The following is a 24,084-nucleotide window of genomic DNA, read 5'->3' as shown; positions in this document are numbered from 1 at the left end:
AGGCTTCGGGCTGAGTCTCTGCACCCTGAACTGCGCAGCATGTTCAGGTGGGTGCCCAACCCGCCTGTGGGATCGCCGTTGCTGCTCCGCGTGATGCAGCTCGCCACCCGGAGTTCGCGGTCTCCCCATGTGCCGCGTGGCATGGGATACCGTTTCGCGCAGCTGAGTTCCGGGGCCGCCGTGCATGTGTACCTCCCGGAATGGGGCGCGGATCCGCGTGCGGCGGTGCTGTGGATCCACGGCGGAGGTTTCCTCATTGGCAATGCGGCGCAAGATCACCGGCGCTGCATTGCGCTCGCGCGCGATCTCGGAGTGGTGGTGTTTTCTGCCGAGTACCGCCACGCACCGGCGAACCCGTTTCCGGCAGCGCTCGACGACGTGCACGCGGTGTGGACGTGGATCCTGAGCCACACGGCCGAGCTGTGCGTCGATCCCGCGCGGCTCGCTATCGCGGGACAGAGTGCCGGCGGCGGCCTCGCAGCGACGCTCGTGCAGCGGATACACGACGAGGGTGGTGCACAGCCCGTTGCGCAGTGGCTGTTCTGTCCGATGCTGGACGACCGCACCGCACATAATCGCGAGCTCGATGGGATGCGGCACTTCATCTGGGACAACCGCTCCAACCGTGTGGCGTGGGGGGCCTACCTGGGGGAGCGGGATCCTGATTCGCTGCCCTACGCGGTGGCTGCCAGGCGCCGGGAGTTGAAGGGGCTGCCGCCGGCCTGGATCGGCGCGGGGGACATCGAGCTGTTCTTCGACGAGGATCGTCGGTATACCGAGGCGCTGACCGCGGCGGGCGTCGACACGACGCTCACCATCGCGCCGGGCGCGCCCCACGCGTTTGAGTCGTTTGCCGCGCGCACGACGGTAGCGCGGGCGTATCTTGACGAGGCTGAGGGGTGGCTTCGAACGCGCCTGCGCCTTGGCTGACGCGCCTTCGCCGACGCGCCTTCGCTGACGGCCCTAGGCGCTCGGCAGCGCCTCCGGGTGCCGCTTCAGGTACCCGGTAATGAACCAGCAGGAGGCGTGCACGCGCCGGGAACCGATCACCTCGGGGTCGAGCGCGCGCTGGGCGAGCAGCGTCGCGATCCCGGAACCCCTGAGCTCTGGCAGCACGACCGTGTGGTCGAAATCGATGATGCTGTCTTCGATCAGGCTGTAGTGCGCCTCACCGACGAGCCGATCTCCCTGTGGTTCGGACTGGTACACGGCAAAGCGGTGTTGGTTCGGCTCGTGCACGATACGTAGTCCGGCTGCAGATGCCTCGGCCTCATCGCTGTAGTTTGCCATGCGTCCAGCGTACTCTCGCTTCGTGTCCCGGGGTACGCTTGGAGGGTGGGAAATTTGAGGCGCCGCGAAACGATTGGGTTACTGAGGAACGCGGCGATCCTGCTGGGTTTCGCGTTCCTCGCGAGTGGCTGCTCGCAGGCCGAAGAGCCCGTCGAGCCGGAGGTGCTCTCGGCATCGGCGGCGGGTGGGGTGTATCTTGATGCGGTCTGTGCGGTGAACGATGCCTGGGATACGGCTGATCTTGAACTCGACCGTCTTCGCATCGGCCTGGGGCGTGGCGAGGGCGATGCTGCTGCGCTCCAGGCCGCGCTTCGTGAGGTCGCCAGCGCCAGCAAGTCCGCGGCTGCAGAGCTCTCTTCAGAAGACCAGATCTGGCCGAGCGCCGCGCAGGATCCCGTGGACAAGGTACGAAAGACGCTCATCGCTGACCAAACGCAGGCCGAGCGCGTGGCGAAATTGTCTGCGGCGGAGCTCGCTGAGTACAGCTGGGAGGGAAGCGAGACAATTTCTAAGGCCGCTGCGGAGGCTCGCGCGGCGTTGGATCTTCCCGCGGATGGGGCGCTCGCCTGCACGCAGTGGCGAGAGCAGCAGGACGGGCGTTAGCGATTCTCGCGACTATCCGAGTGCGGTAATTGAGCGTCTGACAACCTCGGCAAGCTGGCGTACCGCCGCGGAGGGCCACCCGGCCCGGCCGGGGCGGCGAGGAGAAGTTCTCGGGCAAAACGTGGATCCTCGATGGGGCGCAGGATCACGCCCTCGGGGGATTGTTGCTGAGCAGGCTCGGCACGAGGGCCACGGCCATGCCCGCGGCTACCATCCCGAGGACCACGGAGTAGTCATCGGTGCGGATCGCGACGTTCACCTGGTGCCCCTCTGCTTGAAAGGTCTCGCGGACGAGATCGTCGAGGGTGTCGCCCGGGGTGGACCCCATGACCCAATTGTCGGTCGCGAGCGAGTTGAGCGCGTCATTGTTGAAGCTCTGGTGTCGAACCGCCTTGTGGGTCGCGGGGAGCGCGATGAGCATGGGGTCTGTGAAGAGGTGGGTGGTGTGTACTTCGGCGCGAAACGGCAGCTTGTAACCGCCGGCGGCGTATACGAGCGCCGCATCGAGGGTGTGCTGATTGATGCGGGTAACGAGCGGTGCGAGTTCCTCGAGGGTCGCGTCAAGCTCGATGCCCAGTTCGGCGGTGCGGGTGACGATTCCGGGGAGCAGCCGAGCTGCTGCCGTTGGGAAGGTGCCGAAGCGGAGGCGGATCCGCCCGAGCTTCGAAAAATCTCTGACGTCAGTCAAGGCGCGGTCGGCGAGGCCCAGGATCTCGTCCCCGCGCTCAAGCATCAGTGCGCCCGCGGTCGTGAGCTTGCTGCCGCGGGTGCTTCTGGTGGTGAGATCCGCGCCGACGAGGCGATCAAGGTTGCGCAGGTGGTAATCCACGGTGGGTTGGCTCCAACCGAGCCGAGTTGCGGCGCGCGCAACAGATCCCTCGGCCGCGACGGCGCTCAGTGCTTGCAGTTGGCGAAGATCTATCACGGCGGTATCCCAAGGTCGTATGGAGCTAATAGGGTTATTGTACCCCGTTGGCTCAAGATGGAGTATGGTTCCCGGGAGCGTTTTCGGGGGTTCTGGGCGGCATCCCTGCTCGGGCATTCTAGGTGGATGTTGCAGCAGAGTATTCGTGAGAACGTGATGGAATCTCGAGAGACGCGGGGCGCGTACGCGGATCCGAGCGTTTCTGCCGCACAGCAGCGGGCGCCCTACGCCGAGGCGCTGGTACATTTCGCCGCATCCTCACCCATGTCGCTGATGGTTCCAGGGCACGGGAACGATCCGGCGTATGGTGCGCAGCACCTCACCGAGCTCTTCGGTGAGCGCGTTGTTGAACTGGACGCACCGCTGATGCTTGAGGGGATCGATCTCGGCCCCGATTCTCCGCTGGTCCAGGCGCAGCAGCTCGCCGCGGAGGCGTGGGGGCCAGGCGCAGTTGGTTTCTGACGAACGGGGCGTCGCAGGCGAACCGGACCGCCGCGATTGCGGTGCGCGGGCTCGGCGAACGGGTGCTGATCCAGCGCAGTTCACACTCGAGCTTCACTGACGGCATGTTGCTCGCCGGGCTGGTGCCGGCGTTTATTGCGCCGAGCATTGATGAGCGGCACGGGATCGCGCACGGCCTGACCCCCGCCGTTCTCGATGAGAAGCTTGCGGACGAGGCGCGTGCCGGGCGGGCCGTGTCGAGTGTGTACGCGGTTTCGCCGAGCTATTTTGGGTCTGTCGCTGATGTCGCGGGACTCGCTGAGGTTGCGCACGCTCACGGTGCTGCGCTGATCGTGGACGGGGCGTGGGGCGCGCACTTCGGCTTCCACCCAGAGCTCCCCGAATCGCCGGCCCGGCTCGGCGCCGACCTGGTCGTATCAAGCACGCATAAACTTGCAGGATCCCTGACCCAGTCGGCGATGCTGCATCTGGGGAGGGGGAGCTGGCCGATCGCCTTGAGCCTCTGGTCGCGCGAGCCTACTCGATGACCTCCTCCACCTCCGCGAGCGCGGTGCTGATGGGATCGCTCGACGTGGCCAGGCGCGCGCTCGTGTTGGGTGCCGAGCGCATTGGCCGAGCAATCGGCGCCGCCAGTGAACTCCGTGATCGCGTGCGGCAGGATCCGCGGTTCGCGATCATCAGTGACGGCTTCGACGCTTTCCCCGATATCGTGCAGACTGATGCGCTGCGCGTGCCGATCGATGTGTCGGGCACCGGTCAGAGCGGACACTGGGTGCGCGGGCAGCTGACCAAACAGCACAGCATCTATCTGGAGATGTCAACCGCGACGAGCGTGGTGGCCGTGATCGGTGCGCTCGGCCTGCCCGATGTCGACCGTTTCATTGCGGCGCTGACGGCGGTGGCTGACGAAGCCGCCGAGCTTCGCGGCGCGGGGACTGACAATCCTGCTGAGTTCCCAGCCCTCCCGGCTCCGGGTGAGTTGCGAATCCGACCGCGCGACGCCTACTTCGGTGAGAGTGAGGTCGTGGCGGCGGTGGACGCTATTGGGCGCGTGTCGGCCGATACTCTTGCCGCGTACCCGCCCGGGATCCCGAATCTGATCCCCGGCGAAGAGATCACCACCGAGACGGTCGAATTCTTGCGTGCGGTGGCGGCATCTCCGACCGGCTTCGTGCGGGGCGCTGTAGACCCCGAGGTTTCAGGGATTCGCGTGGTGAAGTAGCTCAGTCGATCGAAGTTCATAGCGCCACAAACGAAAGCGGGGGTGGTGTCGACCAGAGACCGACACCACCCCCGCAAAATACCTGCGCTAGTTCTTCTTCTCGAAGAGGTTGCCGACGAGCGTCGACCCGATCAGGATGACAGCAAGCAGCACGACACCCACGATGGAGATCGCGACCACGTCAACGGGCTGGCCAGCCGAGGAGAACATCGAACCAGAATTGTCGAGTTCGCCGCCGGAAGCAAATGCGGGAGCAGCTACAAACACCGAGGCGATTGCTGCGGTCACGGCGGTCATGATGCGGGTGCGGATCTTCACGGTGTCTCCTCGCGGGTACGAACGGTTTCAGTGCAGCGCACTAGTCCCGCCTATCCTATCCCGAATTCGTTGCGGGCCGGTGATGCTCGGTACGTGGGGCCTAGATAGTCTGGGGGAATGACCGAATCCCGCGCGCACACTGAGATCGACCGCATCGCCGAAGCCTGGGTCGATACGCTTGTTTCTCACGAACCGACCATCGGCACCTATATCGGTCGCACCGAGGCCGATGGCAGACTTCCCGATTACTCTCCCGACGGCGCAGATGCGCTGGCCTCGGCCCAGCGGAAAACCCTCGACGCGCTGCTCGCCGCTCCGGTGAAGGATGCTGTCGATGCGGTGACGCAGGCCGATCTTTCGGCTGAGCTGCGGCTTTCCCTCGAGCAGCAGGGGTCGGGCGAGCATCTGCGCGACCTCAACGTCATCGAGTCGCCACCGCAGCATATTCGCGACATCTTTGACCTGATGCCGAGCGAAGGCGAGGCCGACTGGGCCGTGATCGCCGAGCGGATGGCCGCAGTGCCCGAAGCGCTGCGGAGCTACCGGGCCGCGCTGAGCGAAGGGGCGAGCCGCGGGCTCGTGTCTGCGATCCGCCAGGTGACGGAGGTATCTGCACAGTCGCGCCGGATCGCCGGCACCGATTCCGCCGCGCCGGGATTCTTCACCGGCTTTGCCGCGAACGCCACGGGCGTCTCCACGGCGCTCGCTACGACGTTGGCGACCGCCGCCGCCGCTGCCTCCGAAGCGTACGCAGAGCTCGCAGATTTCTTGGACCGTGAGATCGCGCCGCACGCGCCCTCCGCCGACGCCTTCGGTCGGGATCGCTATGAACTCGCGTCCGAGGCCTTCCTTGGAGAGCGCGTCGACCTTGACGAGACCTACGAGTGGGGTCTCGAAGAGCTCTCGCGCATGATCGAAGAACAGCAGCGGATCGCGGCTGAGATTGTGCCCGGCGGGCGACCCGGGCCGGGGATCGTTGCCGAGGCCATCGCGCTGCTTGAGGCCGATCCCGCGCGAAAGCTGCACGGCACCGATGCGCTGCAGCGCTGGATGCAGGAGACGAGCGACCGCTCAGTTAGAGAACTGGCTGAGACCCAGTTCGAGATCCCGAACGAGATCCGCACCCTCGAGTGCATGATCGCGCCGACCCAGGAGGGTGGGATCTACTACACGGGCCCGAGTGATGATTTCTCAAGGCCCGGTCGCATGTGGTGGTCGGTGCCCGAGGGGGTCACCGAGTTTGATACCTGGCGCGAGCTCACCACGGTGTATCACGAGGGCGTGCCGGGTCATCACCTGCAGATCGGTCAGGCCGTCGTCAATCGGGGCCTGCTCAATGAGTGGCGCAGGCAGCTTGCGGGCACCTCGGGGCACGCCGAGGGCTGGGCGCTCTATGCCGAACGGCTGATGGAACAGCTCGGGTATTTGGAGGATCCGGCCGATCGGCTCGGGATGCTCGACGGGCAGCGCATGCGCGCGGCGCGGGTGGTGCTCGATATCGGTGTGCACCTCGGCAAGCAGCGGCCCGACGGCGGTGGCGTGTGGGATGGCGACTTCGCACTTGAGTTCATGCGCGAGAACGTGAACATGAACGACGGTTATGTGCGCTTCGAGGTGAATCGCTATCTCGGCTGGGCCGGACAAGCACCCTCGTACAAGATCGGCCAGCGCATTTGGGAACAGCTGCGCGATGAGGCCGCCCACGACGCCAGAGCGAGAGGCGAGGAGTTCGACGCCCGCGACTTCCACCGCCGTGCCCTCGCGCTCGGCGGCGTGCGGCTTGACACCCTGCAGCGTGCGATGCGAGGTGAACTCGGGTGACCGCGCGGGACTCCGCAGCGTGCCCGTGCGGGCGAGGCCCAAGCTACGTCGAGTGTTGCGGACCGCTGCACGAGGGTGGGGCCGCGCCAACGGCCGAGCGGCTGATGCGTTCGAGGTACTGCGCCTTCGTGCTCGGCGACGCGCAGTACCTGCTCGATACCTGGCATCCATCAACGAAGCCGACGGAAATGGAGCTTGATCCTGCAATCGAATGGCGCAGGCTCGCCATCGAAGGCACCGTCGCTGGCGGTCCCTTCGACATCGCGGGCGAGGTGACGTTTACCGCGATCGCCCGCACCCCGCAGGGGCGATTCGAACAGCGTGAGCGCAGCCGCTTCGTGAAGGACCAAGACGGCCGCTGGAACTATGTTGACGGAGACTCCCTGGCGTAGTCGTGATTGGGTCGAGTGCCACAGCTCGCAGTGGCTAAGCGGCGGGCTTCTCCACCACGACATAACTGGCCGGGTCGTCGTCCATTGAAGTACCCCAGGAGGCATCCGGAGAAACTGCGTCCCGGTCGAACCAGAATTCCTCAGCAACCGCGCGAATTTCCGCCGCGGAGTGCCGCTCCAGCAGCGCGAAGGCACCGAGGTTGTCGCGGGTCTGCTGTGCGGTGCGAGAGCCGACAAGCACGCTGCTCGTGTGCGGGTTGGTGAGCGGCAGCGCAATCGAGAGCTGCGCGACCGTGGCACCGAGGGAGGCAGCGGCATCGCGCAGCTGCCCGACCGACGCCCGAATCTTGGCCTGAATACCACCGATATCGCCGCCGATCATGCGCGCGGAGCCACTCGTGGACCCGAAAATGAGCCCGCCCTCGAAGGTGTCGGATGCCTGAATGGTGAGCCCCTGCGCTTCACACAACTCCGAGAAGGGGGCGCCTTCGGGGATCGACCGCCGGGTGAGACCGTACTTGAGCTGCGCGTACTCGGGAGCCTGCAGTCCGATCGTGCCGGCCGCTTCCGTTGCGCGCGCGATGTCCGCCGCAGACCAATTGTTGACCGCCCAGCCCAGCGCCTTGCCCGCACGAATAACCTCCTGCACCTCGCTCAGGATCGGCGTAAAGTCGTCGAGATGCATCATGAGGTCACCCAGCACCAAAATGTCCGCATGGTCGCTTCGGTGTCGCCGCAGCAGGGCGTTCGTTTGCTCGGGAATTGAGGGGACTTCGCGGTGCCCGCCCGGGAGCCACGCCTTTGCCGCGAGCTGGTACGCATCCCGCGGTACATCGATCGCCCGGAGTGCGCGTGCCAGCACAAGATCCGTGGAGTTCTCCTTCGGGTTCTCCAAATCATCGCCGTAGATGCCGACGTCAAAGAGCGTGACCCCGGCGGCGATAGCTAACCGCAAATTGTCGACCACCTCCTCAAATGAGGCGCGGTTCCAGGTATCCCAGGATCCAAAACCGAGCTCTGAGACGGCGATTCCTGCGGGGCCGCTGAAGCGGGTCGGGATGGTCTTGTTCATGATGCTCCTCGGAGTTGAGAGACGGTGTCTGGCAAGAATTCTTCCGCCCAGTGGCAGGCAACCCGGTGCTTCCCAACGAGAAGGCGAAGCTCCGGTCGCTCGTTGTCGCAGCGTTCGCTTTTCTTGACCGGGCAGCGTGAGGCAAAACGGCAGCCCTGGTGCACGGCGCTCGGACTGGGGATCTCGCCGCTGAGCACGATCCGCTCGCGGGTATCTTCGAGTTCTGGATCCGGCACCGGCGCGGCAGACAGCAGCGCGCGTGTGTACGGATGCAGCGGTTGTGCGTAGAGTTCGTCGCTCGGTGCTTCTTCCACCACACTCCCGAGGTACATCACCCCGACCGTGTCGCTGATGTGTCGCACAACCGCGAGGTCGTGGGCGACAACGAGCGATGTCAGCCCCAGCGATTCCTTGATGTCTTGGAGCAGGTTCACGATCTGAGCCTGCACAGATACGTCGAGCGCGGAAACCGGCTCGTCGGCAACGATGAAATCGGGCTGCTGGATCACCGCGCGCGCGATCCCGATCCGCTGACGTTGCCCGCCCGAAAACTCGTGCGGGTACCGCGTGAGCACCGAGCTGGGCAGGCCAACAAGGTCGAGCGTGTCCGAGATGCGTTGGCGCTGCTCGCTCGGGGAACCCGCGAGCTTGTGTACACGCAGCGGGGCCCCGAGGATCGTGGCGATGCTCTGTCTCGGGTTGAGGCTCCCCATCGGGTCCTGGAAGATCATCTGCATGCGAGGGCGCAGGCGGCGAAGCGCTTCGCCCTTCAGTGTCGTGATGTCACGGCCGTCGAAATGTACGCTGCCCTCGGCGATCTGTTCCAGGCGAATCAGGGCTCGCCCGAGCGTGGATTTTCCGGATCCTGATTCTCCAACGAGTCCATAGCTCTGGCCGCGCTGGAGGGACAGGCTGACCCTGTCCACCCCGGTGAGGTGTTGCACGGGCCGATTCGTGATCGCGCTTCGCCTCGTCACGTAACGAACGGAGAGATCTCGGGCCTCAACGAGGGCGGGGGTAGTGGTGTCATTCATGCGTGCTTGGGTCCTTTCGCGGGATGCAAGCAACGCACCTCGTGGTTCGGGCGCAGCTCTTCGAAGGGAATGTCGGGGGAGTGGCAGGCCGTAGTCGCGAAGCTGCAGCGATTCGCGAACGCACACGCCGAGGCCCACGCCTGCCGGTCAAAGGCGGACCCGGGAATCGCGTCGAGTCGATGCGGTTGCGCCGCGTCCAGCCTCGGCAACGAGTTGAGGAGGCCGTTGGTGTAGCGGTGCATGGGGGCGCGGAAGAGATCATGCCGACTTGCGGCCTCGACGACGCGACCGCCATACATCACGAGCACCCTGTCGGCCATCCCAGCGACGACGCCGAGGTCGTGGGTGATCAAGATCACCGACATGCTGCGCTCGGCGGCGATCCGCTGGAGCAGCTCAAGAATCTGAGCTTGGATGGTCGTGTCGAGCGCCGTTGTTGGCTCATCTGCGATGAGGATCTGCGGCTCGCAGGCGATCGCGATCGCGATCATGACGCGCTGGCGCATACCGCCAGACAGCTGATGCGGGTACTCGCCGAAACGCTGCTGAGGGTCGGGGATCCCCACCTCTTCGAGGAGCTCAATCGCGCGTGCCCGTGCGTCCTTGCGGTTCAACTGCAAGTGCTTTCGCAGAACTTCCGTGAGTTGAAGCCCGATGGTCAGTACCGGATTCAACGCCGAGAGTGGATCCTGGAAGATCATCGATATCTGGGCGCCGCGAATCTGCGTCAGCTGCTTTTCGTTTGCGCCGAGTATCTCGGTCCCAGCAAACCGCACGGAACCGTCCACCTGTGCGCTGCGCGGCAGAAGTCCCATGAGTGCGAGTGCGGTGGCCGATTTTCCGCATCCCGACTCCCCAACGATCGCGAGTACCTCACCGACGTGGAGCGCGAAGCTGAGGCCGTCAACGGCGGGCAGCGCTTCACTGTCCCGTTCGGCCTGCGCGAATTGCACGCGCAGCTCTTCTACCCGCAGCACGGGGGCTGGGCCTACCTTTCGGGTCATCGCTGTGCCTTCCCTTTCGGATCGAGCGCTTCGCGGAGCGATTCGCCAAGCAGAGTGAAGCCGAGCGCCGTGACGGCGATGCAGATACCCGGCGCGAACGCGAGCAGGGGGGCCGTCTCGAGTCGCGATTGTGCCTTGACGAGCATGCGCCCCCACTCCGCCGCGGTGGGATCCGCGGTGCCAAGCCCGAGATAGGAGAGCGCGGCAACCTCGATGGTCGCGGTGGCGAGCACGAGAGTTGCCTGCACGATCACCGGACCGATCGCGTTAGGCAGCATCTGCGTGGTGATGATGCTCCGCGTGCGAAACCCGAGCGATCTGGCCGCGAGCACATATTCGCGCCCCCGCTCACCAAGCATTGACCCGCGCATGAGTCTCGCGAAGATCGGGATCTGACTCACACCGATGGCGATCATGATTGCAAACGGGCTCTTTCCCATGATTGCGGCGATGCTCACTGCGAGCAGGAGTCCCGGGATCGAGAGCAGAATGTCGACAAATCGCATGATGATCGCGTCCACTGGGCCGCCGATGCCGCCGGCGAGGATCCCGAGTGCTGATCCGAGAGTGACGCCGATTGCGGTGGCGCTGAGGCCAATAATCAGTGATTGCCGAGCGCCGAACAGCAACTGTGTGGCAAGATCCGATCCGAAGCTGTCGAGGCCGAGGAGGTGCTCCGCGCTCGGCCCCGGAACCACTGTGGGGGATACCAGCGCCGCCCACTCGGCACTTCCCGGACTGTAGGGCGTCAACCAGGGGGCGAGAAGGGCAACCGCGAGAAAGACCGCGACGATGACGGCGCCGACGATCGCGTCGGGCCTGCGGCGAAGTCGGCCGACAACCAGCCGCCAGGTGGATTGCCGCCGCGAGGCGGCGGTGCGTGAGGAAGCGATGCTGGTCATGACAATCTCGTTCGTGGGTCGATGTATCCGTAGGTGATGTCAACGAGGAGGTTGACAAACACGTAGATCACCGCGATGAATAGGATGTAGAGCTGCAGCACCGGATAGTCGAGTTGATTGATGGCCTCAAACAGAAACTGGCCGATTCCGTTGAGCGCGAAGACCGTCTCGGTGAGCACCGCACCGGCCAGGAGTGCCCCCGCCTGGAGGCCAAACACCGTGACCACCGGGAGCAGCGCCGGGCGCAACACGTGGCGGCGGCTGATGACGAATCGATCGAGTCCTTTCGCCGTCGCTGTGCGCACGAAATCTTCGCCCATGGTCTCGAGTACCGATGCGCGAGTGATCCTCACGATCATCGCGAGCGGGATTGCGCCCAGCGCAATCGCTGGCAGGATCAGATGCGCGAGGGAGTTGAGGGCCGCGTCCCACTCGCCCGTGAGTACACCGTCGAGCACGTACAGGCGCGTGGGGTGTGTCGCCTCGATCCGCGAGTCGATCCTGCCCGCGGTGGGGAACATGCCGAGCTTGAGTGCGAAGACGAATTTGAGGATGTAGGCGAGAAAGAAGACGGGCACCACCACCCCGAAGAGGGACCCACCGACGACGATGCTGTCGAAGAGCGTGCCGCGGCGTCGTGCGGCGAGGTAACCGAGAGGGATCCCCACGATCGCCGCGAACAGGAGCGCGGCGATGGCGAGTTCCAGTGTCGCTGGAAATCGCGAGATGAAGCTGTCGAGCACGTTTTCACCGGTGCGGATCGAGGTTCCAAAGTCGCCAGAAAACAGGCGCACAATATAGAGCCAGAACTGCTCCAGCAGTGGCTTGTCGAAGCCGTACTGTGCGTTGAGTCGCGCCACCGCCTCGGAGGTTGCTGTTTCGCCGAGCAGTGCCTGCGCGGGGTTTCCCGGCAGCATGCGCAGCCACACAAACAGCAGAACCAGGAGTCCGACAAGGACCGGCACTGTCTGCAGTAGACGTTGCGTAATGTATCGAATCATGAATGTTCACCCGGCTGGGTCGGGGGTGTGGGGTGCCGGAGCACCCCACACCCGTGACTACTTGACGCTGACGGTGTTCCAGACCTCGCCACCGGTGGGGCTGGGTACGTAGCCCGAAACACCTGCGGCCAGTGCCACAGTGACCGGAACGTGGGCGAGCGGCACCCCGGGGATGACCGTGCTAATGAGGTCGGCTGCCTCTTTGTAGGCCTTCGCCGAGAGCTCCGGTGTCATCTCCAGACGCGCACTTCCGACTGCTTCAAACACGGCCGGGTTGTCCATTCCCCACTCCACGTTCGGGCCGCTGAAGAAGATGCCGAGTGTTTCCGGCGCGTTGATAATGAGGGTTGCACCGAGCAGGTATAGTCCGTGGCCGGGCTTTGCCTTGGTCGTCTCAAGATACTCGGGACTCCACTTTTGCGGAATTCCATTGACCGTGATCCCCGCAGCCTCCAGTTGTGTGCGGAGGGCAACGAAAAGATCCTCCGGGGCGGGCATGTATGGCCGGGATACACCGGTCGGGTAGTAGAAGTCGAGCGTGAGATCACTCTGACCCGCCTCGGCGAGAAGTTTGCGGGCCTTCTCGGGGTCGTGAGCAAACCCCTTCGCGTTCGGGCTCCAGCCGGCGACCACCGGCGGCACAAACTGCGTCGCGGCCTCGGATCCCTCGGGAAGTGTCTGCGCGATCAGCGCATCCTTATCGATCGCGTACGAGATGGCCTCGCGCACGCGCACGTCCTGCAACTCGGGGGTTGCCTGGTCCATGCCGAGGTAGAGCACATTGAACGGATCGCGGTTGAGGAGCTGGTATCCGTCACCGCTGAGGGCGGCGATGTCGGCGGGGGCGACGAGATCGTAGGCATCGATTTCGCCGCTCTGCAATGCCTGGACCCTCGCGGTCGGATCGGCGATGAACTTGATGATGACGCGCTCGGTCTTGGCCTTGTCGCCCCAGTAATTCTCGTTCGCGCGCAGGGTGATCTGCTGGCCGTTGTCCCAGGATTCAAAGACATAGGGGCCGGTTCCCGTCGGATGCTTGGTGGCGTACTCACCAAACCGAACGTCACCGCCGTCGACGGCGACCTCGTCCGCAGCGTACTTCTCAAGAGCCGTGGGACTCTGCATGGCGAACTGCACAATCGCGAGCGACTGAACGAAGTTGCCATAGGTGCGGCTGAGATGAATGGTCACTTCGTGCTCAGAATCTGCGGAGCAGCTCTCATAGAGGCCGTCGGTGAGTGCAGGATCGTCGCTTGTTTTGAAGCCACCGAAGATCAGCTGATACAGATTCGAGATGTTCTGCCCCTGCAGGGGGCCGGTCCAGTTGTACCAGCGGTCGAAGTTATAGCAAACGGCCTCCGCGTTGAAGGGGGTCCCGTCGCTGAACTCGACGTTTTCGCGCAGCTTGAAGGTGAAGCTCTTGCCGTCTTCGCTTTGTGTCCACTCGGTCGCGAGCTTGGGTTCGATCTCGGCGGATCCCTCGGCGTATCCGACGAGGCCCTCAAACATCTGCTGCGTGACGCGGCTGGTCTCACTGTCGCTAGACAATGCCGGATCAAGCGATACTGGATCGGCGGAGCCAGCAAAGACAAAGACGCCATCGCCAGATGTGCCGTTTGCGTTTCCTCCGCGGTCGCTCGCGCACGAGGAGAGTAGCAGCGCGGCCGCGGCCGCGAGGGCCACCCCACTCACAAAAGTTGGTTTGATTCTCATAATGTCTCTATCCCTTGGCCTAGTTTTCGAGTTCACCGACGCTGAGTTCGCGTTCGTTCTGGGGGAGGGCGCTGAGCGCGTCGCGGATCCCGGCGGCTCCGACTCGCGACAGGAGGCTGATCGCACCGAGGTTGTCTTCGAGCTGCGACCGTTTGCTCATGCCCGCGATGACTGATGCGACGTGCGGGTTGGCGAGTGTGAACGCGATGGCGAGCTGAGCAGGTGTTGCCTCGAGTGACTCGGCGATCTGCGCGAACTCTCCCGCGACGCGCTCGGCATGGGCTGTCATTCCGTCGGGGCCAAGCGGCCGGCCGGCCTGCGCAGCGGGGCGACCAACGAGGACACCAACGGCCAGGGTGTTCGAGGCCTGGATCGTGAGGTCGAAGTCGGTCATGACCTCGACCAGATCCGGATCCTCAGCCATGCGGCGGGCGATGGCGCTGTATGGAAGCTGCAGCACGGTCGGCAGCGGCATCCCCTCCCGGTCAGCAAATTCGCAAGCCTCGCGGATCTCTGCGGGTGTCGCGTGATTGATGCCCCAGAATCGGGAGAGTCCGGCGTCGATGACTCCGGCCATCTGTGTCACGATGTCTTTCATGTCGTGAGGAGTGCCGAAGTGATAGGCGGTGTCTGGGTTCTCGATCACGATGTCGGCAGCATCCACCTGTGCGCGTGGGAGTGATTCGGCAAGCTGCGCCTTGAACGTGGGGCGTGGGCCGCCGAACCACAGCTTTTCGGTGTGAATGTAGTCTTCACGCTTGATGCCGGCGGCGATCCGAGCCCAGCCGAATCGAATGTCGGTGTCAGATACTCGCCGCTCGGGATTCGCGGCGGAGGCGTAGTGGCCGACATCGAACCAGTTGATGCCCGCATCAACCGCGGTTCGAAGAAGATCTACGATCTCCTCCTGGCTCATCCGGTCGTATACGTGGTACGAGCCCAGCGTGAGTGGCGGGACCTGTAGTCCGCTGTGCCCGAGGGTGTTTCGCTCCATGGGGAGTGTTCCTTCCGCTTCGTTGAGGTGCGTTCAAATTAGCAAACAGGTGTCGACTAAAAGTGTTCCATCAGCATAATTGTTCGGATTCGAATAGTCTATTCCTGAACGATATTTTTTTGGTGGCTATAGTTGAGGCACTGCTGACGTGGAAAAGGAAGCTGGAAAATTGGGGACACGAGACGCTGATTACACGCCGCTAGAACTGGAGATGTGGGACTTGCGCGACCGCGCAACTGAGACGATTCCCCGCATGATTCCGGGCGTCGATGAGCACGCCATGCGATTGTGTATGACACTTCGAACCGCTTCCAATCTCGTGTTCTTGGATCTTCACGAAGATCTGCAGAAGCACGGCGACCTGACGCCGGCGGAGCTCAACGTTCTTCTCATCGCAAATTTGCAGGGCGAAGTGGAGTTTCGGCACCTGACGAAGTTCGCCAGTCTCAAGAAAGCCACCGCGTCGACCATTGTGGACTCGCTCGTCAAGCGAGGCCTCCTGTCGAGACGCATCTCACCCGAGGACCGTCGAGTGATGCTGATCGCGCCCACAGAGCTCGGCGCGAGCGCCTTCCAACGCGACTTTGCTCGCTACAACGAGCGTGAAAAGGCCTGGTCGGCGCTCATTACCGACGAAGAACGCGAAACGCTCGTCAGGATCCTCTCGGCGCTCATCTCGCGCGGTCTTGGGGATCCGAGTCTCCTTGAGGAAACCGACCCGCAGGGATAGCACAGACGCGCTGCCTGTCATTTTGCGCGATTAGCCCTGGAATGCCACGCAGCGTATACGCTGGGGGTTATGACCAAAGCAGCTCATGAATACACACACGACGTCGTCATTGTTGGTGGAGGACACAACGCGCTTGTCGCGGCTGCCTATCTCGCCCGGGCGGGAAAATCGGTGGCGGTGCTCGAACGCCTTGACCATCTGGGTGGTGCTGCGGTGTCGGAAGAACCCTGGGCGGGCGTCGCGGCGAGGCTCTCGCGGTACTCCTATTTGGTGAGCCTGTTGCCGCAGCAGATTATTCAGGATCTGGGCCTCAAGATCGATCTGAATCGCCGCCGGTATTCCTCCTACACCCCGGACCCCGCGGATCCGAGCCTCGGCCTGCTCGTCGACAACGGTGATGTCGCCGCCACGGCCGCCTCGTTTAATAGGGTGACCGGTGACCCAGCTGAAGCCGAACGATTCGCGGCCTTCTACGACCGTATCGGGCCGCTTGCGCGTCGACTGTTTCCGACCGTCACCGAGCCGCTCAAGCGTCGCTCTGAGGTGAAAGAACTGATCGGTGATGACGCGCTCTGGGACGACTTCATTGAGCGCCCGATTGGGCACGTCATCCGCGAGTCACTCAACACCGATCTTGCGCGCGGGATCGCCCTCACCGACGGCCTTATCGGTACCTTTGCGACGGCCGACGAGGAATCGCTCAGGCAAAACCTGTGCTTCCTCTACCACGTCATCGGCGGGGGAACGGGGGACTGGGACGTGCCCGTCGGTGGCATGGGGCGGGTCAGCGGTGAACTTGAGCGCGCGGCGCTCGTCGCGGGCGCTGAACTGCGCACGGGCGCGGAGGTCACGGCCGTGTCGGCTGAGGGCACTGTGACCTTTGTGCAGAACGGCGGCTCGGGATCACTGCGCGGGCGTCTCGTGCTCAACGGGCTCGGCCCCGCGCTCTTCGAGAAGATGCTGACAGCGGGCGGGGTGGCCGTGACGGAATCCTCTCGGGTGCCGCGCCCCGAGGGGGCACAGGTCAAGATCAACATGCTGTTGAAGCGGCTGCCGAAGCTTCGGGACACGAGTGTTGATCCGAGTGCTGCGTTCGCGGGCACCTTTCACATCAACGAAACGCTCACTCAGCTCGACGCCGCGCACGCCGCGGCTGCGAGCGGTGCGCTGCCTCATCCGCTGCCTGCCGAGATCTACTGTCACTCGCTCACGGATCCCTCAATCCTCTCCGAAGAGCTGCAGAAAGAAGGCGTGCAGACGCTCACGCTCTTTGGTTTGCACGTACCGGATCGCCTTGTGAACGCGGAGAATAATGAGCAGCTGCGCGAAAAACTACTCGTTGCCGCGCAGCGTTCGCTCGATTCAGTGCTCGCAGAGCCGATCGCTGATTGCCTCTACATCGCCCCCGATGGCACACCGTGCATCGAGGCGCGCACGACCCTGGACCTCGAGGAATCGCTTGGCATGATCGGCGGCGATATCTTCCACGGGGGTCTCTCCTGGCCGTGGGCCGCGGACGACGAGGATCTCTCGACCCCCGCCGCCCGCTGGGGAGTGGCCACGCAGCTGCCGAACGTGCTCGTGTGCGGCTCGGGTGCGCGCCGCGGCGGGGCCGTGAGCGGCCTCGGCGGCCACAACGCGGCGCAAGCGGCGCTCGAGATCCTCGGAGAGGAAGCTACCGCTGTGCGGCGGTGATCCAGGCCTCCACCTCGTCCGCGGTGCGCGGGATCGCCGCCGAGAGATTCACGCAGCCGGTCTCGGTAACCACGATGTCGTCCTCGATCCTGACCCCGATGCCCCGGTACTCCTCGGGCACGGTGAGGTCGTCAGGCTGGAAGTACAGCCCGGGCTCGATCGTAAAGACCATGCCCTCCTTGAGGATCCCGTCGAGATACATGTCACGGCGTGCCTGGGCACAGTCGTGCACATCAAGGCCGAGGTGGTGGCTCGTGCCGTGCACCATATAGCGGCGGTAATACGCGGTCGGATCGTTTTCGTTGCTCGGCAGGAAGCCCCACTCGCGGGTGTATCGCTCGATCACCTGCATTGCGGCATCGTGAACGTCGCCGAAGCGGATCCCGGGCCGCACGATCGCACGCGCAGCATCTGCGGCCTCAAGCACGGCCTCGTAGACACGGCGCTGTACCGGGCTGAACGTCCCCGAGATCGGGACGGTGCGGGTGATATCAGCGGTGTAGAGGCTGTCGAGTTCGACGCCGGCGTCGAGCAGGAGCAGATCGCCCTCGCGCACCTCTCCGTCGTTGCGGATCCAGTGCAGCGTACAGGCGTGTGATCCCGCCGCCGCGATCGTCTCATAGCCGACGGTGTTGCCTTCGAGCCTCGCGCGCTGGTTGAACACGCCCTCGACGACGCGCTCGCCGCGCGGATGCTGGCTGGCCTTCGGCAGCGCCGCGAGGACATCGGTGAACCCGTCGGCCGTCGCGTCGACCGCGGCCTGCATCTCGGCAAGCTCGTAGGCATCTTTCACGAGGCGCAGTTCCGAGGCCGCACGGGCAAGCTCGGGATGATCCAGCGTGAGATCTGCTGCGGTGCTGGTGAAGGCCGCGAGCGGCGCAGTGCGGATCCCGAGCAATGCCGCGACCTGCTCAAGCGAGGGGCGCGGCCCGATCCAGAACTCACCGATCTCAGGGTTCGCAAAGAATTCCTCGCTGTCGCGCCCAGCCCGCTCGCGGAAGAACAGGGTCGCCTCGTGGCTGCTTGTGCTGCCCGCGGGAGCCGGATCGAGCACCAGGATTGCCCCCGGTTCACTCTCCGAGCCCCAGCCGGTGAGGTGCGCAAACGCGCTGTGCGGGCGGTACTGGTAGAAAGTATCGTTTGAGCGCTGCTTCATCGCGCCCGCCTGGATCACGAGGCGCGTGCCGGGGAACTGCTCCGCGAGCGCATCGCGGCGCTTGCGCGCGAAAGAGGCCACGGGCAGCTCTGCCGGAAGCTCATCTGCGCGCTCGGCCCAACCGGTCGAAATATAGTCGAGGAACTTGTCTGACTGCGGGGTAGTGCTGCGGTTGGTGTTGTCGATCTCGACGGTGTGAGTTTCGGGCGTGTGAGTTTCGGGCGTGTGGGTTTCAGTGTTCTGTGGCTCGGTCGTTGAGTCCAAATTCTCCAGTGCAGTCATCCTCCCATCCTCTCACCTTCCGGTGCGAGTTGTGTGTGGCAACAGTCAGGCAACAGGCGTAGCTTGGCGAGAGCGTGGGAGCACACCGGCTGCCTCGCACAAGGTGAAGAGAGGGAGACTCACAATGGCAACATACGACGTACAGAATCGTTCAGCAGTAGTGACCGGTGCGGGGGCGGGAATCGGGCGAGCCGTCGCGCTGCTCCTCGCGGCAAATGGCGCGCAGGTGGTGGTGCAGGATCTCAACGCTGAGAATGCAGAGGCCGTTGTCGCGGCGATTCGGGCGGCCGGAGGAGAAGCCGTCGCGGTGGTCGGTGATGCCGCGGCCCCCGAGGTCATCGCGGAAACCATTCGCGCTGCCGAGGCGCTCGCGCCACTCGGTATTGGTGTGAATAACGCGGGGATCGGCGGACCGGTGGGGCCCACCGGAGAATACAGCGACGCCGACTGGGAAAAGGTGATCAGCATCAATCTGAATGCTGTGTTCCGCGGCACACGGGCACAGGTCGCTGCGATGGCGAAGACTGGCGGGGGATCCGTCGTCAACATTGCGTCGATCCTCGGGAGCGTTGGAGCCGCATATTCACCGGCCTATGTCGCGAGTAAGCACGCCGTCGTTGGCCTGACCAAGGTTGCTGCACTCGAGTACGCCGCAGCTGGTGTGCGGGTGAACTCGGTGGGGCCGGGATATATTGACACACCGCTCCTGGCAGGAGCAGACGCCGCAACCCGCGATGCGCTCATCGCAAAACACCCGATTGGGCGGCTGGGGCAGGCTGATGAGGTCGCACACCTCGTTGCATTCCTCGCGAGCGACGCCGCATCATTTGTGACCGGCAGCTACCATTTGGTCGATGGCGGATATACGGCGCAGTAGTCACGCGAATACTATGGAGGGATGTGCGCGGCAGATGTACGGGAGATCCGAGGAGGGTTTGACCTCCACACACACTCGGTGTGTTCGGATGGCACCACGGCCCCGGCCGATATTGCGCGCGAGGTAGCTTCCATAGGTCTGCGCGGGTTTTCGCTCACCGATCACGACACGGTAGCGGGTTGGGACGAAGCGCGAACCGCCGCGGGCCTCGCCCGTGTTGAGTTCTTACCGGGCATTGAGCTGACAACTCACACGGGCGATCGCTCCGCGCACCTCCTCGCGTACGGGCCGGATCCTGCGCATCCGGCCCTCGCAGCTGAACTGTCCTTGCTGCGAGACTCGCGGGGCACGCGCGCTCGGGCGATGGCGGATCGGCTCGCCAAAGACTTCGACCTCGACTGGGATGACGTGTTCGCCCGGGCTGGCGGTAGCGTAGGGCGTCCCCACCTTGCGGACGCTCTGGTCTCGGCGGGTTATCTCCCCAACCGCAGCGAGGCATTTGCGACTATCCTGAGCCCGCGCGGTGCCTACTACCTGCCGATCTACGCGCTCGATACGATCACAGCGATCGGGCTTGTTCGAGAGGCGGGCGGCATACCCGTGCTCGCTCATCCCGCCGCCGAGCGGCAGAGGTCGCCCTTTTCGGCCGCGGAGTTGGCCGCGCTGGCTGCGGCGGGCCTGTGGGGGGTTGAACTCGATCATCCCGAGAATCGGGCCGAGTGGATCCCGGAGTTGCGTGCGGCCGCGCGCCACCTGGGACTTGAGGTGACCGGCGCGAGCGACTACCACGGTGCAGGCAAACCGAACCGACTGGGGGAGTGTCGCTCAGATGTGGACCTCGTCGCCAGAATTCGGGCAGAGGTCGCGACACCGAACTAAGCGGTATCCGGGCGCGGATGAGCTGAGGTCCCAGAGAACCTGCGAGGTCCCAGGAAGATGATGCTCACTTTTCCTGGGACCTCGCGATCTTTCTGGGACCTCACCACAGGGCGGAGCCTGGGCAGCGGCGGTGCGTTGTCTACTCCGCGGATTCGCTCTCGGCGGTAGCGGGCGAGGATCCCTCGGCGCGCTGGCCACCCGAGCGGCGGCGACGGCGGCGGCGCGGGGTGGCACTTCCCGCAGCCGTGTTGCTCTCCGCCTCGGGCAGTGGATCGAGCGATGCGCCCGGCTCGCTGCCGCCCTCAAGATCGTGACCGTGCTGTTCGTGGCCGTGGCTCTCGTGGCGGCCACTGCCGCGCGGGTTCGCGCTGCGTGTGCGTCGTCGCGTGCGGGTTCCCTCGCGCTTCTCGCCAGCAGCACCGGTGCCGGATCCCGCGCGATCCCCGCGCTCGCCGCCGCGAGCCACGCGCTCTTTCACCGGTGTCGCCTTGAGGCGACCCTTGGTGCCCTCGGGGATGTTGAGATCCGTGAACAAGTGCGGCGAGGATGAGTACGTCTCGACGGGTTCGGGCATACCAAACTCGAGCGCGTTGTTGATGAGCGCCCACTTGTGCATGTCATCCCAGTCGACAAACGTCACGGCGATGCCGGTGCGCCCGGCACGGCCGGTGCGGCCGACCCGGTGCAGGTAGGTCTTGTCGTCGTCCGGCACCGTGTGGTTGATGACGTGGGTGACGTCGTCAACGTCAATACCGCGCGCGGCAACCTCGGTCGCCACCAGAATGTCTTTCTTGCCCGCCTTGAACGCGGCCATGGCGCGCTCGCGCTGATCCTGGTTCAGATCCCCGTGCACCGCTGCCGCGGGGAAACCGCGGTCCGAGAGCTCCTCCTGGAGCTTCGCAGCGGCGCGCTTGGTGCGCATAAAGATCACGGTCTTGCCGCGTCCCTCGGCCTGCAGGATCCGGCCAATGATCTCGTCTTTATCAAGAGAATGGGCGCGGTAGATGATGTGCTCGATGTTGGCCTGCGCGACACCCTCATCGGGATCCGTGGCGCGTATGTGAATCGGGTTCGACATGAAGCGGCGCGCGAGCGTCACGATCGTGCCGGGCATGGTCGCCGAGAACAGCATTGTGTGCCGGGTCGGGGAGGTCATTGAGAAGAGCTTCTCGATATCGGCGAGGAATCCGAGGTCGAGCATCTTGTCTGCCTCGTCGAGCACCATCTCGCGGATGCCCTTGAGGTTCAATAGACGCTGGTTCGCGAGGTCGAGCAGACGCCCGGGGGTACCCACCACGATCTGCGCGCCGGCCTTCAGCTGCTCAATCTGGCCCTCATAGGCCTTGCCGCCGTAGATCGGTACCACGGTTGCCTTGCGGTTCTTCGTGGCGAGTTCAAGATCCTCGTACACCTGCACGCACAGCTCGCGGGTGGGAACGACGATCAGGGCTTGCACACCCGGTTCGGGGTTTTCGCCAATGCGCTGCAAGAGCGGCAGACCGAAACCGAAGGTCTTGCCGGTGCCGGTCTTCGCCTGGCCAATAATGTCCTGACCCGAAATCGCGAGCGGAATTGTCTGCTCCTGGATCGGGAAAGCCTCGGAAATGCCGCGCTCTTGGAGCGCGTCGACCATGTCTTGGTCAACGCCGAGTTCAAGGAAAGTCGTCACGTTGCGTCCTGTTCAGTGCGTTAGTTGCTGCGCACACATTTCTCAAAGCGCAGCGGCCGACGCTCCTCTGGCGCCAGCGGTGAATACCTACGTGGGTCAGTCTATTCTGATCGCAGCAGGTTCCGGCGCTAAGCTGTCAGAGTGTTCGAGTGGATCAAAGGGTTGCGCGGCAAGAAGGCGCCCGTGCGCAGAGTACGCTTGCAGGGCGACTCAGGAGATACCGAACGGGTTGAACTTGCAGAGTTTGCGCCGGCGATCCTGCCGTTTCTCGGCCTGACCGCCTACCTGCAGCTCGAACTCTACGAAGCGGCAACGCGCGCGGTGTCCGGCGCCGCGACGCTGCAGGCGAAAGACGTGCTCGCCAGGGTGGCAGGTCAGACACTCTCGAAGCATCAGCGGTTGACCGCCGAGATTCGCGGGCGCGGCCAGGAGCCCCACGTCGTGATGGCCCCTTTTGCCGGGGTGATCGACGAGTATGTCGAGCGAATCGAGACCGGCGACTGGCATCAGCACGTACTGACGCTCTACCTCGTTGGCGGCCTGTTTGACGATTTCTTCGCGAGTCTCGCGGGTGGGCTACGCGACAATTACCGTAGCGAGGCGATCGGGATCCTGAACGACGACACGGGCCGGGGAGAGCTGAAAGAGCTCCTTGAGGCTGCGCTTGCCGCCGATGATGGCCTCGCCAGCTGGCTTGCGCTCTGGGGTCGGCGACTCGTGGGCGATACGCTGCTGGTCTCGCGTGCGGCGCTGTCCCTGAGCGAGAATCGTCCCTTCGTGGCGAGCGAAGTAGAGCCGGTATTCACCGAGCTAATTGCGGATCACATTCGCCGCATGGACGGGCTCGGGCTGACTGCCTAGACCCCGAACCACGCTCATGACCGTGAACTGCGAGTATTTCGAGGCCGGCCGCTGCCGGTCCTGCGCCCTAATCGAAACGCCCTACGACGCGCAGCTCCGCGACAAGCAGCTCCGCTGCAGCGAACTGTTGCCCTCGGTCGCTGATGCCGCCTGGCTCCCGCCGGTGCAGAGCGCGGATCGCGACTTCCGCAATAAGGCCAAGCTCGTCGTCGGTGGCGTCGCGGGTGGCGTGACGCTCGGGATCCTGGGCCCCGACGGGCAGGGTGTGGATCTGCGCGACTGCCTGATTCAGTCGCCCGGAATTCGGCGTGTGATCCCGAAGCTCGCCGAGTTTCTTGAGGCGACCGGACTTGAACCCTATGACGTACCTGCGCGGCGCGGCGAACTGAAGTTTGTGCACATCACCGAAGCGCCCAGCGGGGAACTGATGCTGCGTTTCGTGGTGCGCACCGAGCAGGCGCTTGCGCGCTTGCGCCGCGGGCTGGGGGAGCTGCGGGCCGCCGTGCCCCGCGCAGCGGTGATCTCGGTGAACCTCCTGCCCGAACACAAGGCGGTGCTCGAGGGGGAGCGGGAAGAGATGCTTCACGGATCCTCCCTGTCAATGCAGCTGGGGGAGATTGCACTGCACCTGCAGCCACAGAGTTTCTTCCAGACGAACACGCCCGTGGCCCGAGCGTTGTATGCGCAGGCCGCCGAGTGGGTGCGTGGAGTGGATCCCGGTTCTCTCTGGGACCTCTACTGCGGGGTGGGCGGATTTGCGCTGCACTGCGCTGCGATGGGCACAGGATCTGAGCGCGAGGTGCTTGGCGTTGAACTGAGCGAGGCGGCGGTGCTCTCTGCAAGGCGAAGCGCACGCGAGGCAGGGATTGCGGCCCGGTTCGAGGTGGCAGATGCGACGGAGTTTGCGCTCGGCGCGGCGCCCGAGGCGATCCCGGATCTCGCGATTGTGAATCCGCCCAGGCGGGGCATCGGCGTTGAACTCGCGGCGTGGCTGGAGCGCAGCGACGGTGTGCACGACGTCATCTATTCGAGCTGCAACCCCGAGAGCCTGGCCCGCGACCTCGCCGCGATGCCCTCGTTTCAGGTGCGTGAGGCCCGAGTGTTTGACATGTTCCCGCACACCACCCACCTTGAGGTCGCGGTGTGGCTGGCGCGGGCGACGTAGCCGCCTGAGCGGGCTCG

Annotated in this window: 25 protein-coding genes; 13 read left to right on the top strand and 12 right to left on the bottom strand. The window is 64.5% G+C overall.

Annotated features, from left to right (window positions below; translation table 11 throughout):
* The first annotated feature begins 51 nt into the window (after window positions 1–51).
* A complete protein-coding gene (locus tag G7067_RS11145; protein WP_205881135.1) occupies window positions 52–930 on the top strand; it encodes an alpha/beta hydrolase in 879 nt (292 codons plus the stop codon).
* Window positions 931–963: 33 nt separating this feature from the next.
* Here the strand turns inward: G7067_RS11145 and G7067_RS11140 are convergent, their stop codons facing one another.
* Complete coding sequence (locus G7067_RS11140; protein WP_166324324.1) at window positions 964–1,290, bottom strand: GNAT family N-acetyltransferase; 327 nt, start codon at window positions 1,288–1,290, stop codon at window positions 964–966.
* Between the two features lie 45 nt (window positions 1,291–1,335).
* Between G7067_RS11140 and G7067_RS11135 the strand changes: the two genes are divergently transcribed.
* Window positions 1,336–1,893 carry a hypothetical protein gene (locus G7067_RS11135; protein ID WP_166324321.1) on the top strand — a complete coding sequence of 186 codons (558 nt, stop codon included), beginning with the start codon at window positions 1,336–1,338 and terminating at the stop codon, window positions 1,891–1,893.
* Between the two features lie 145 nt (window positions 1,894–2,038).
* Here G7067_RS11135 and G7067_RS11130 read toward each other — a convergent pair whose 3' ends face one another.
* A complete protein-coding gene (locus G7067_RS11130) occupies window positions 2,039–2,818 on the bottom strand; it encodes a LysR family transcriptional regulator (protein ID WP_244301093.1) in 780 nt (259 codons plus the stop codon).
* A gap of 126 nt (window positions 2,819–2,944) precedes the next feature.
* On the opposite strand from G7067_RS11130, the gene G7067_RS14975 reads away from it, so the two are divergent.
* Genes G7067_RS14975 through G7067_RS14965 form a run of 3 tightly spaced genes read left to right on the top strand, consistent with a single transcriptional unit; the run spans window position 2,945 to window position 4,502 of the window.
* Entirely contained in the window at window positions 2,945–3,280 is a 336-nt protein-coding gene (locus G7067_RS14975) for a PLP-dependent aminotransferase family protein (RefSeq protein WP_341872828.1), read from the top strand.
* The gene (locus G7067_RS14970) at window positions 3,253–3,807 is read left to right on the top strand and encodes an aminotransferase class V-fold PLP-dependent enzyme (protein ID WP_341872827.1); all 555 of its coding nucleotides are present in this window, start codon (window positions 3,253–3,255) and stop codon (window positions 3,805–3,807) included. Before G7067_RS14975 ends, G7067_RS14970 begins: the two co-directional genes overlap by 28 nt.
* Complete coding sequence (locus G7067_RS14965) at window positions 3,804–4,502, top strand: Orn/Lys/Arg family decarboxylase (RefSeq protein WP_341872826.1); 699 nt, start codon at window positions 3,804–3,806, stop codon at window positions 4,500–4,502. Before G7067_RS14970 ends, G7067_RS14965 begins: the two co-directional genes overlap by 4 nt.
* 87 nt (window positions 4,503–4,589) lie before the next feature.
* Here G7067_RS14965 and G7067_RS11120 read toward each other — a convergent pair whose 3' ends face one another.
* Complete coding sequence (locus G7067_RS11120) at window positions 4,590–4,820, bottom strand: hypothetical protein (protein ID WP_166324318.1); 231 nt, start codon at window positions 4,818–4,820, stop codon at window positions 4,590–4,592.
* Window positions 4,821–4,937: 117 nt separating this feature from the next.
* Between G7067_RS11120 and G7067_RS11115 the strand changes: the two genes are divergently transcribed.
* On the top strand, window positions 4,938–6,641 hold the full coding sequence (locus tag G7067_RS11115; RefSeq protein ID WP_166324315.1) for a DUF885 domain-containing protein: 1,704 nt from the start codon (window positions 4,938–4,940) through the stop codon (window positions 6,639–6,641).
* Entirely contained in the window at window positions 6,638–7,033 is a 396-nt protein-coding gene (locus G7067_RS11110; RefSeq protein ID WP_166324312.1) for a YchJ family protein, read from the top strand. Before G7067_RS11115 ends, G7067_RS11110 begins: the two co-directional genes overlap by 4 nt.
* A 34-nt stretch (window positions 7,034–7,067) precedes the next feature.
* On the opposite strand, the gene G7067_RS11105 is transcribed toward G7067_RS11110, so the two are convergent.
* The 7 genes from G7067_RS11105 to G7067_RS11075 are packed head-to-tail and all read right to left on the bottom strand — an operon-like array spanning window position 7,068 to window position 14,753.
* A complete protein-coding gene (locus tag G7067_RS11105; RefSeq protein ID WP_166324309.1) occupies window positions 7,068–8,105 on the bottom strand; it encodes an aldo/keto reductase in 1,038 nt (345 codons plus the stop codon).
* Window positions 8,102–9,139, bottom strand: a complete 1,038-nt coding sequence (locus tag G7067_RS11100) for an ABC transporter ATP-binding protein (RefSeq protein WP_166324306.1) — start codon at window positions 9,137–9,139, stop codon at window positions 8,102–8,104. The genes G7067_RS11105 and G7067_RS11100 overlap by 4 nt, the downstream gene beginning before the upstream one ends.
* Complete coding sequence (locus G7067_RS11095; RefSeq protein WP_166324303.1) at window positions 9,136–10,143, bottom strand: ABC transporter ATP-binding protein; 1,008 nt, start codon at window positions 10,141–10,143, stop codon at window positions 9,136–9,138. Before G7067_RS11095 ends, G7067_RS11100 begins: the two co-directional genes overlap by 4 nt.
* Window positions 10,140–11,045 (bottom strand): ABC transporter permease, encoded by a 906-nt coding sequence (locus G7067_RS11090; RefSeq protein WP_166324300.1) that lies wholly within the window; start codon window positions 11,043–11,045, stop codon window positions 10,140–10,142. Before G7067_RS11090 ends, G7067_RS11095 begins: the two co-directional genes overlap by 4 nt.
* A complete protein-coding gene (locus G7067_RS11085) occupies window positions 11,042–12,046 on the bottom strand; it encodes an ABC transporter permease (RefSeq protein WP_166324297.1) in 1,005 nt (334 codons plus the stop codon). The genes G7067_RS11090 and G7067_RS11085 overlap by 4 nt, the downstream gene beginning before the upstream one ends.
* Window positions 12,047–12,103: 57 nt before the next feature.
* Complete coding sequence (locus G7067_RS11080) at window positions 12,104–13,759, bottom strand: ABC transporter substrate-binding protein (RefSeq protein WP_166324294.1); 1,656 nt, start codon at window positions 13,757–13,759, stop codon at window positions 12,104–12,106.
* 19 nt (window positions 13,760–13,778) lie between these two features.
* Window positions 13,779–14,753 carry an aldo/keto reductase gene (locus tag G7067_RS11075; RefSeq protein WP_166324291.1) on the bottom strand — a complete coding sequence of 325 codons (975 nt, stop codon included), beginning with the start codon at window positions 14,751–14,753 and terminating at the stop codon, window positions 13,779–13,781.
* A 169-nt stretch (window positions 14,754–14,922) separates the two neighbouring features.
* Between G7067_RS11075 and G7067_RS11070 the strand changes: the two genes are divergently transcribed.
* Window positions 14,923–15,483, top strand: coding sequence for a MarR family winged helix-turn-helix transcriptional regulator (locus G7067_RS11070; RefSeq protein ID WP_166324288.1), 561 nt, complete (start codon window positions 14,923–14,925; stop codon window positions 15,481–15,483).
* 69 nt (window positions 15,484–15,552) lie between these two features.
* On the top strand, window positions 15,553–17,178 hold the full coding sequence (locus G7067_RS11065) for a phytoene desaturase family protein (RefSeq protein ID WP_166324285.1): 1,626 nt from the start codon (window positions 15,553–15,555) through the stop codon (window positions 17,176–17,178).
* On the opposite strand, the gene G7067_RS11060 is transcribed toward G7067_RS11065, so the two are convergent.
* On the bottom strand, window positions 17,159–18,616 hold the full coding sequence (locus G7067_RS11060) for an aminopeptidase P family protein (RefSeq protein WP_166324282.1): 1,458 nt from the start codon (window positions 18,614–18,616) through the stop codon (window positions 17,159–17,161). The two genes, G7067_RS11065 and G7067_RS11060, sit on opposite strands and share 20 nt — an antisense overlap.
* Window positions 18,617–18,740: 124 nt before the next feature.
* Here G7067_RS11060 and G7067_RS11055 point away from each other — a divergent pair, with 124 nt between their 5' ends.
* Window positions 18,741–19,493, top strand: a complete 753-nt coding sequence (locus G7067_RS11055) for an SDR family NAD(P)-dependent oxidoreductase (RefSeq protein WP_166324279.1) — start codon at window positions 18,741–18,743, stop codon at window positions 19,491–19,493.
* A 21-nt stretch (window positions 19,494–19,514) separates the two neighbouring features.
* Window positions 19,515–20,372: a PHP domain-containing protein gene (locus G7067_RS11050; RefSeq protein WP_166324276.1), complete on the top strand. Its 858-nt coding sequence runs from the start codon at window positions 19,515–19,517 to the stop codon at window positions 20,370–20,372.
* Between the two features lie 139 nt (window positions 20,373–20,511).
* On the opposite strand, the gene G7067_RS11045 is transcribed toward G7067_RS11050, so the two are convergent.
* Window positions 20,512–22,041 carry a DEAD/DEAH box helicase gene (locus G7067_RS11045; protein ID WP_205881134.1) on the bottom strand — a complete coding sequence of 510 codons (1,530 nt, stop codon included), beginning with the start codon at window positions 22,039–22,041 and terminating at the stop codon, window positions 20,512–20,514.
* 141 nt (window positions 22,042–22,182) lie between these two features.
* Between G7067_RS11045 and G7067_RS11040 the strand changes: the two genes are divergently transcribed.
* Window positions 22,183–22,902, top strand: coding sequence for a ferritin-like fold-containing protein (locus G7067_RS11040; protein WP_166324273.1), 720 nt, complete (start codon window positions 22,183–22,185; stop codon window positions 22,900–22,902).
* A 16-nt stretch (window positions 22,903–22,918) separates the two neighbouring features.
* Entirely contained in the window at window positions 22,919–24,067 is a 1,149-nt protein-coding gene (locus G7067_RS11035) for a methyltransferase domain-containing protein (RefSeq protein WP_205881133.1), read from the top strand.
* The last annotated feature ends 17 nt before the right edge of the window (window positions 24,068–24,084 follow it).

It is taken from the genome of Leucobacter insecticola (genome assembly GCF_011382965.1).
GTDB lineage: Bacteria > Actinomycetota > Actinomycetes > Actinomycetales > Microbacteriaceae > Leucobacter > Leucobacter insecticola.
This window is presented reverse-complemented; position numbering and strand designations above follow the sequence as displayed.

What these genes read in the sequence shown, in the direction of transcription:
- G7067_RS11115 (WP_166324315.1), top strand. Translation starts at nt 4,938, where the DNA reads ATGACCGAATCCCGCGCGCACACTGAGATCGACCGCATCGCCGAAGCC.
- G7067_RS14975 (WP_341872828.1), top strand. Translation starts at nt 2,945, where the DNA reads ATGTTGCAGCAGAGTATTCGTGAGAACGTGATGGAATCTCGAGAGACG.
- G7067_RS11065 (WP_166324285.1), top strand. Translation starts at nt 15,553, where the DNA reads ATGACCAAAGCAGCTCATGAATACACACACGACGTCGTCATTGTTGGT.
- G7067_RS11060 (WP_166324282.1), bottom strand. Translation starts at nt 18,616, where the DNA reads ATGACTGCACTGGAGAATTTGGACTCAACGACCGAGCCACAGAACACT.
- G7067_RS11095 (WP_166324303.1), bottom strand. Translation starts at nt 10,143, where the DNA reads ATGACCCGAAAGGTAGGCCCAGCCCCCGTGCTGCGGGTAGAAGAGCTG.
- G7067_RS11090 (WP_166324300.1), bottom strand. Translation starts at nt 11,045, where the DNA reads ATGACCAGCATCGCTTCCTCACGCACCGCCGCCTCGCGGCGGCAATCC.
- G7067_RS11055 (WP_166324279.1), top strand. Translation starts at nt 18,741, where the DNA reads ATGGCAACATACGACGTACAGAATCGTTCAGCAGTAGTGACCGGTGCG.
- G7067_RS11035 (WP_205881133.1), top strand. Translation starts at nt 22,919, where the DNA reads ATGACCGTGAACTGCGAGTATTTCGAGGCCGGCCGCTGCCGGTCCTGC.
- G7067_RS11080 (WP_166324294.1), bottom strand. Translation starts at nt 13,759, where the DNA reads ATGAGAATCAAACCAACTTTTGTGAGTGGGGTGGCCCTCGCGGCCGCG.
- G7067_RS11085 (WP_166324297.1), bottom strand. Translation starts at nt 12,046, where the DNA reads ATGATTCGATACATTACGCAACGTCTACTGCAGACAGTGCCGGTCCTT.
- G7067_RS11050 (WP_166324276.1), top strand. Translation starts at nt 19,515, where the DNA reads ATGTGCGCGGCAGATGTACGGGAGATCCGAGGAGGGTTTGACCTCCAC.
- G7067_RS11140 (WP_166324324.1), bottom strand. Translation starts at nt 1,290, where the DNA reads ATGGCAAACTACAGCGATGAGGCCGAGGCATCTGCAGCCGGACTACGT.
- G7067_RS11075 (WP_166324291.1), bottom strand. Translation starts at nt 14,753, where the DNA reads ATGGAGCGAAACACCCTCGGGCACAGCGGACTACAGGTCCCGCCACTC.
- G7067_RS11105 (WP_166324309.1), bottom strand. Translation starts at nt 8,105, where the DNA reads ATGAACAAGACCATCCCGACCCGCTTCAGCGGCCCCGCAGGAATCGCC.
- G7067_RS14965 (WP_341872826.1), top strand. Translation starts at nt 3,804, where the DNA reads ATGACCTCCTCCACCTCCGCGAGCGCGGTGCTGATGGGATCGCTCGAC.
- G7067_RS11100 (WP_166324306.1), bottom strand. Translation starts at nt 9,139, where the DNA reads ATGAATGACACCACTACCCCCGCCCTCGTTGAGGCCCGAGATCTCTCC.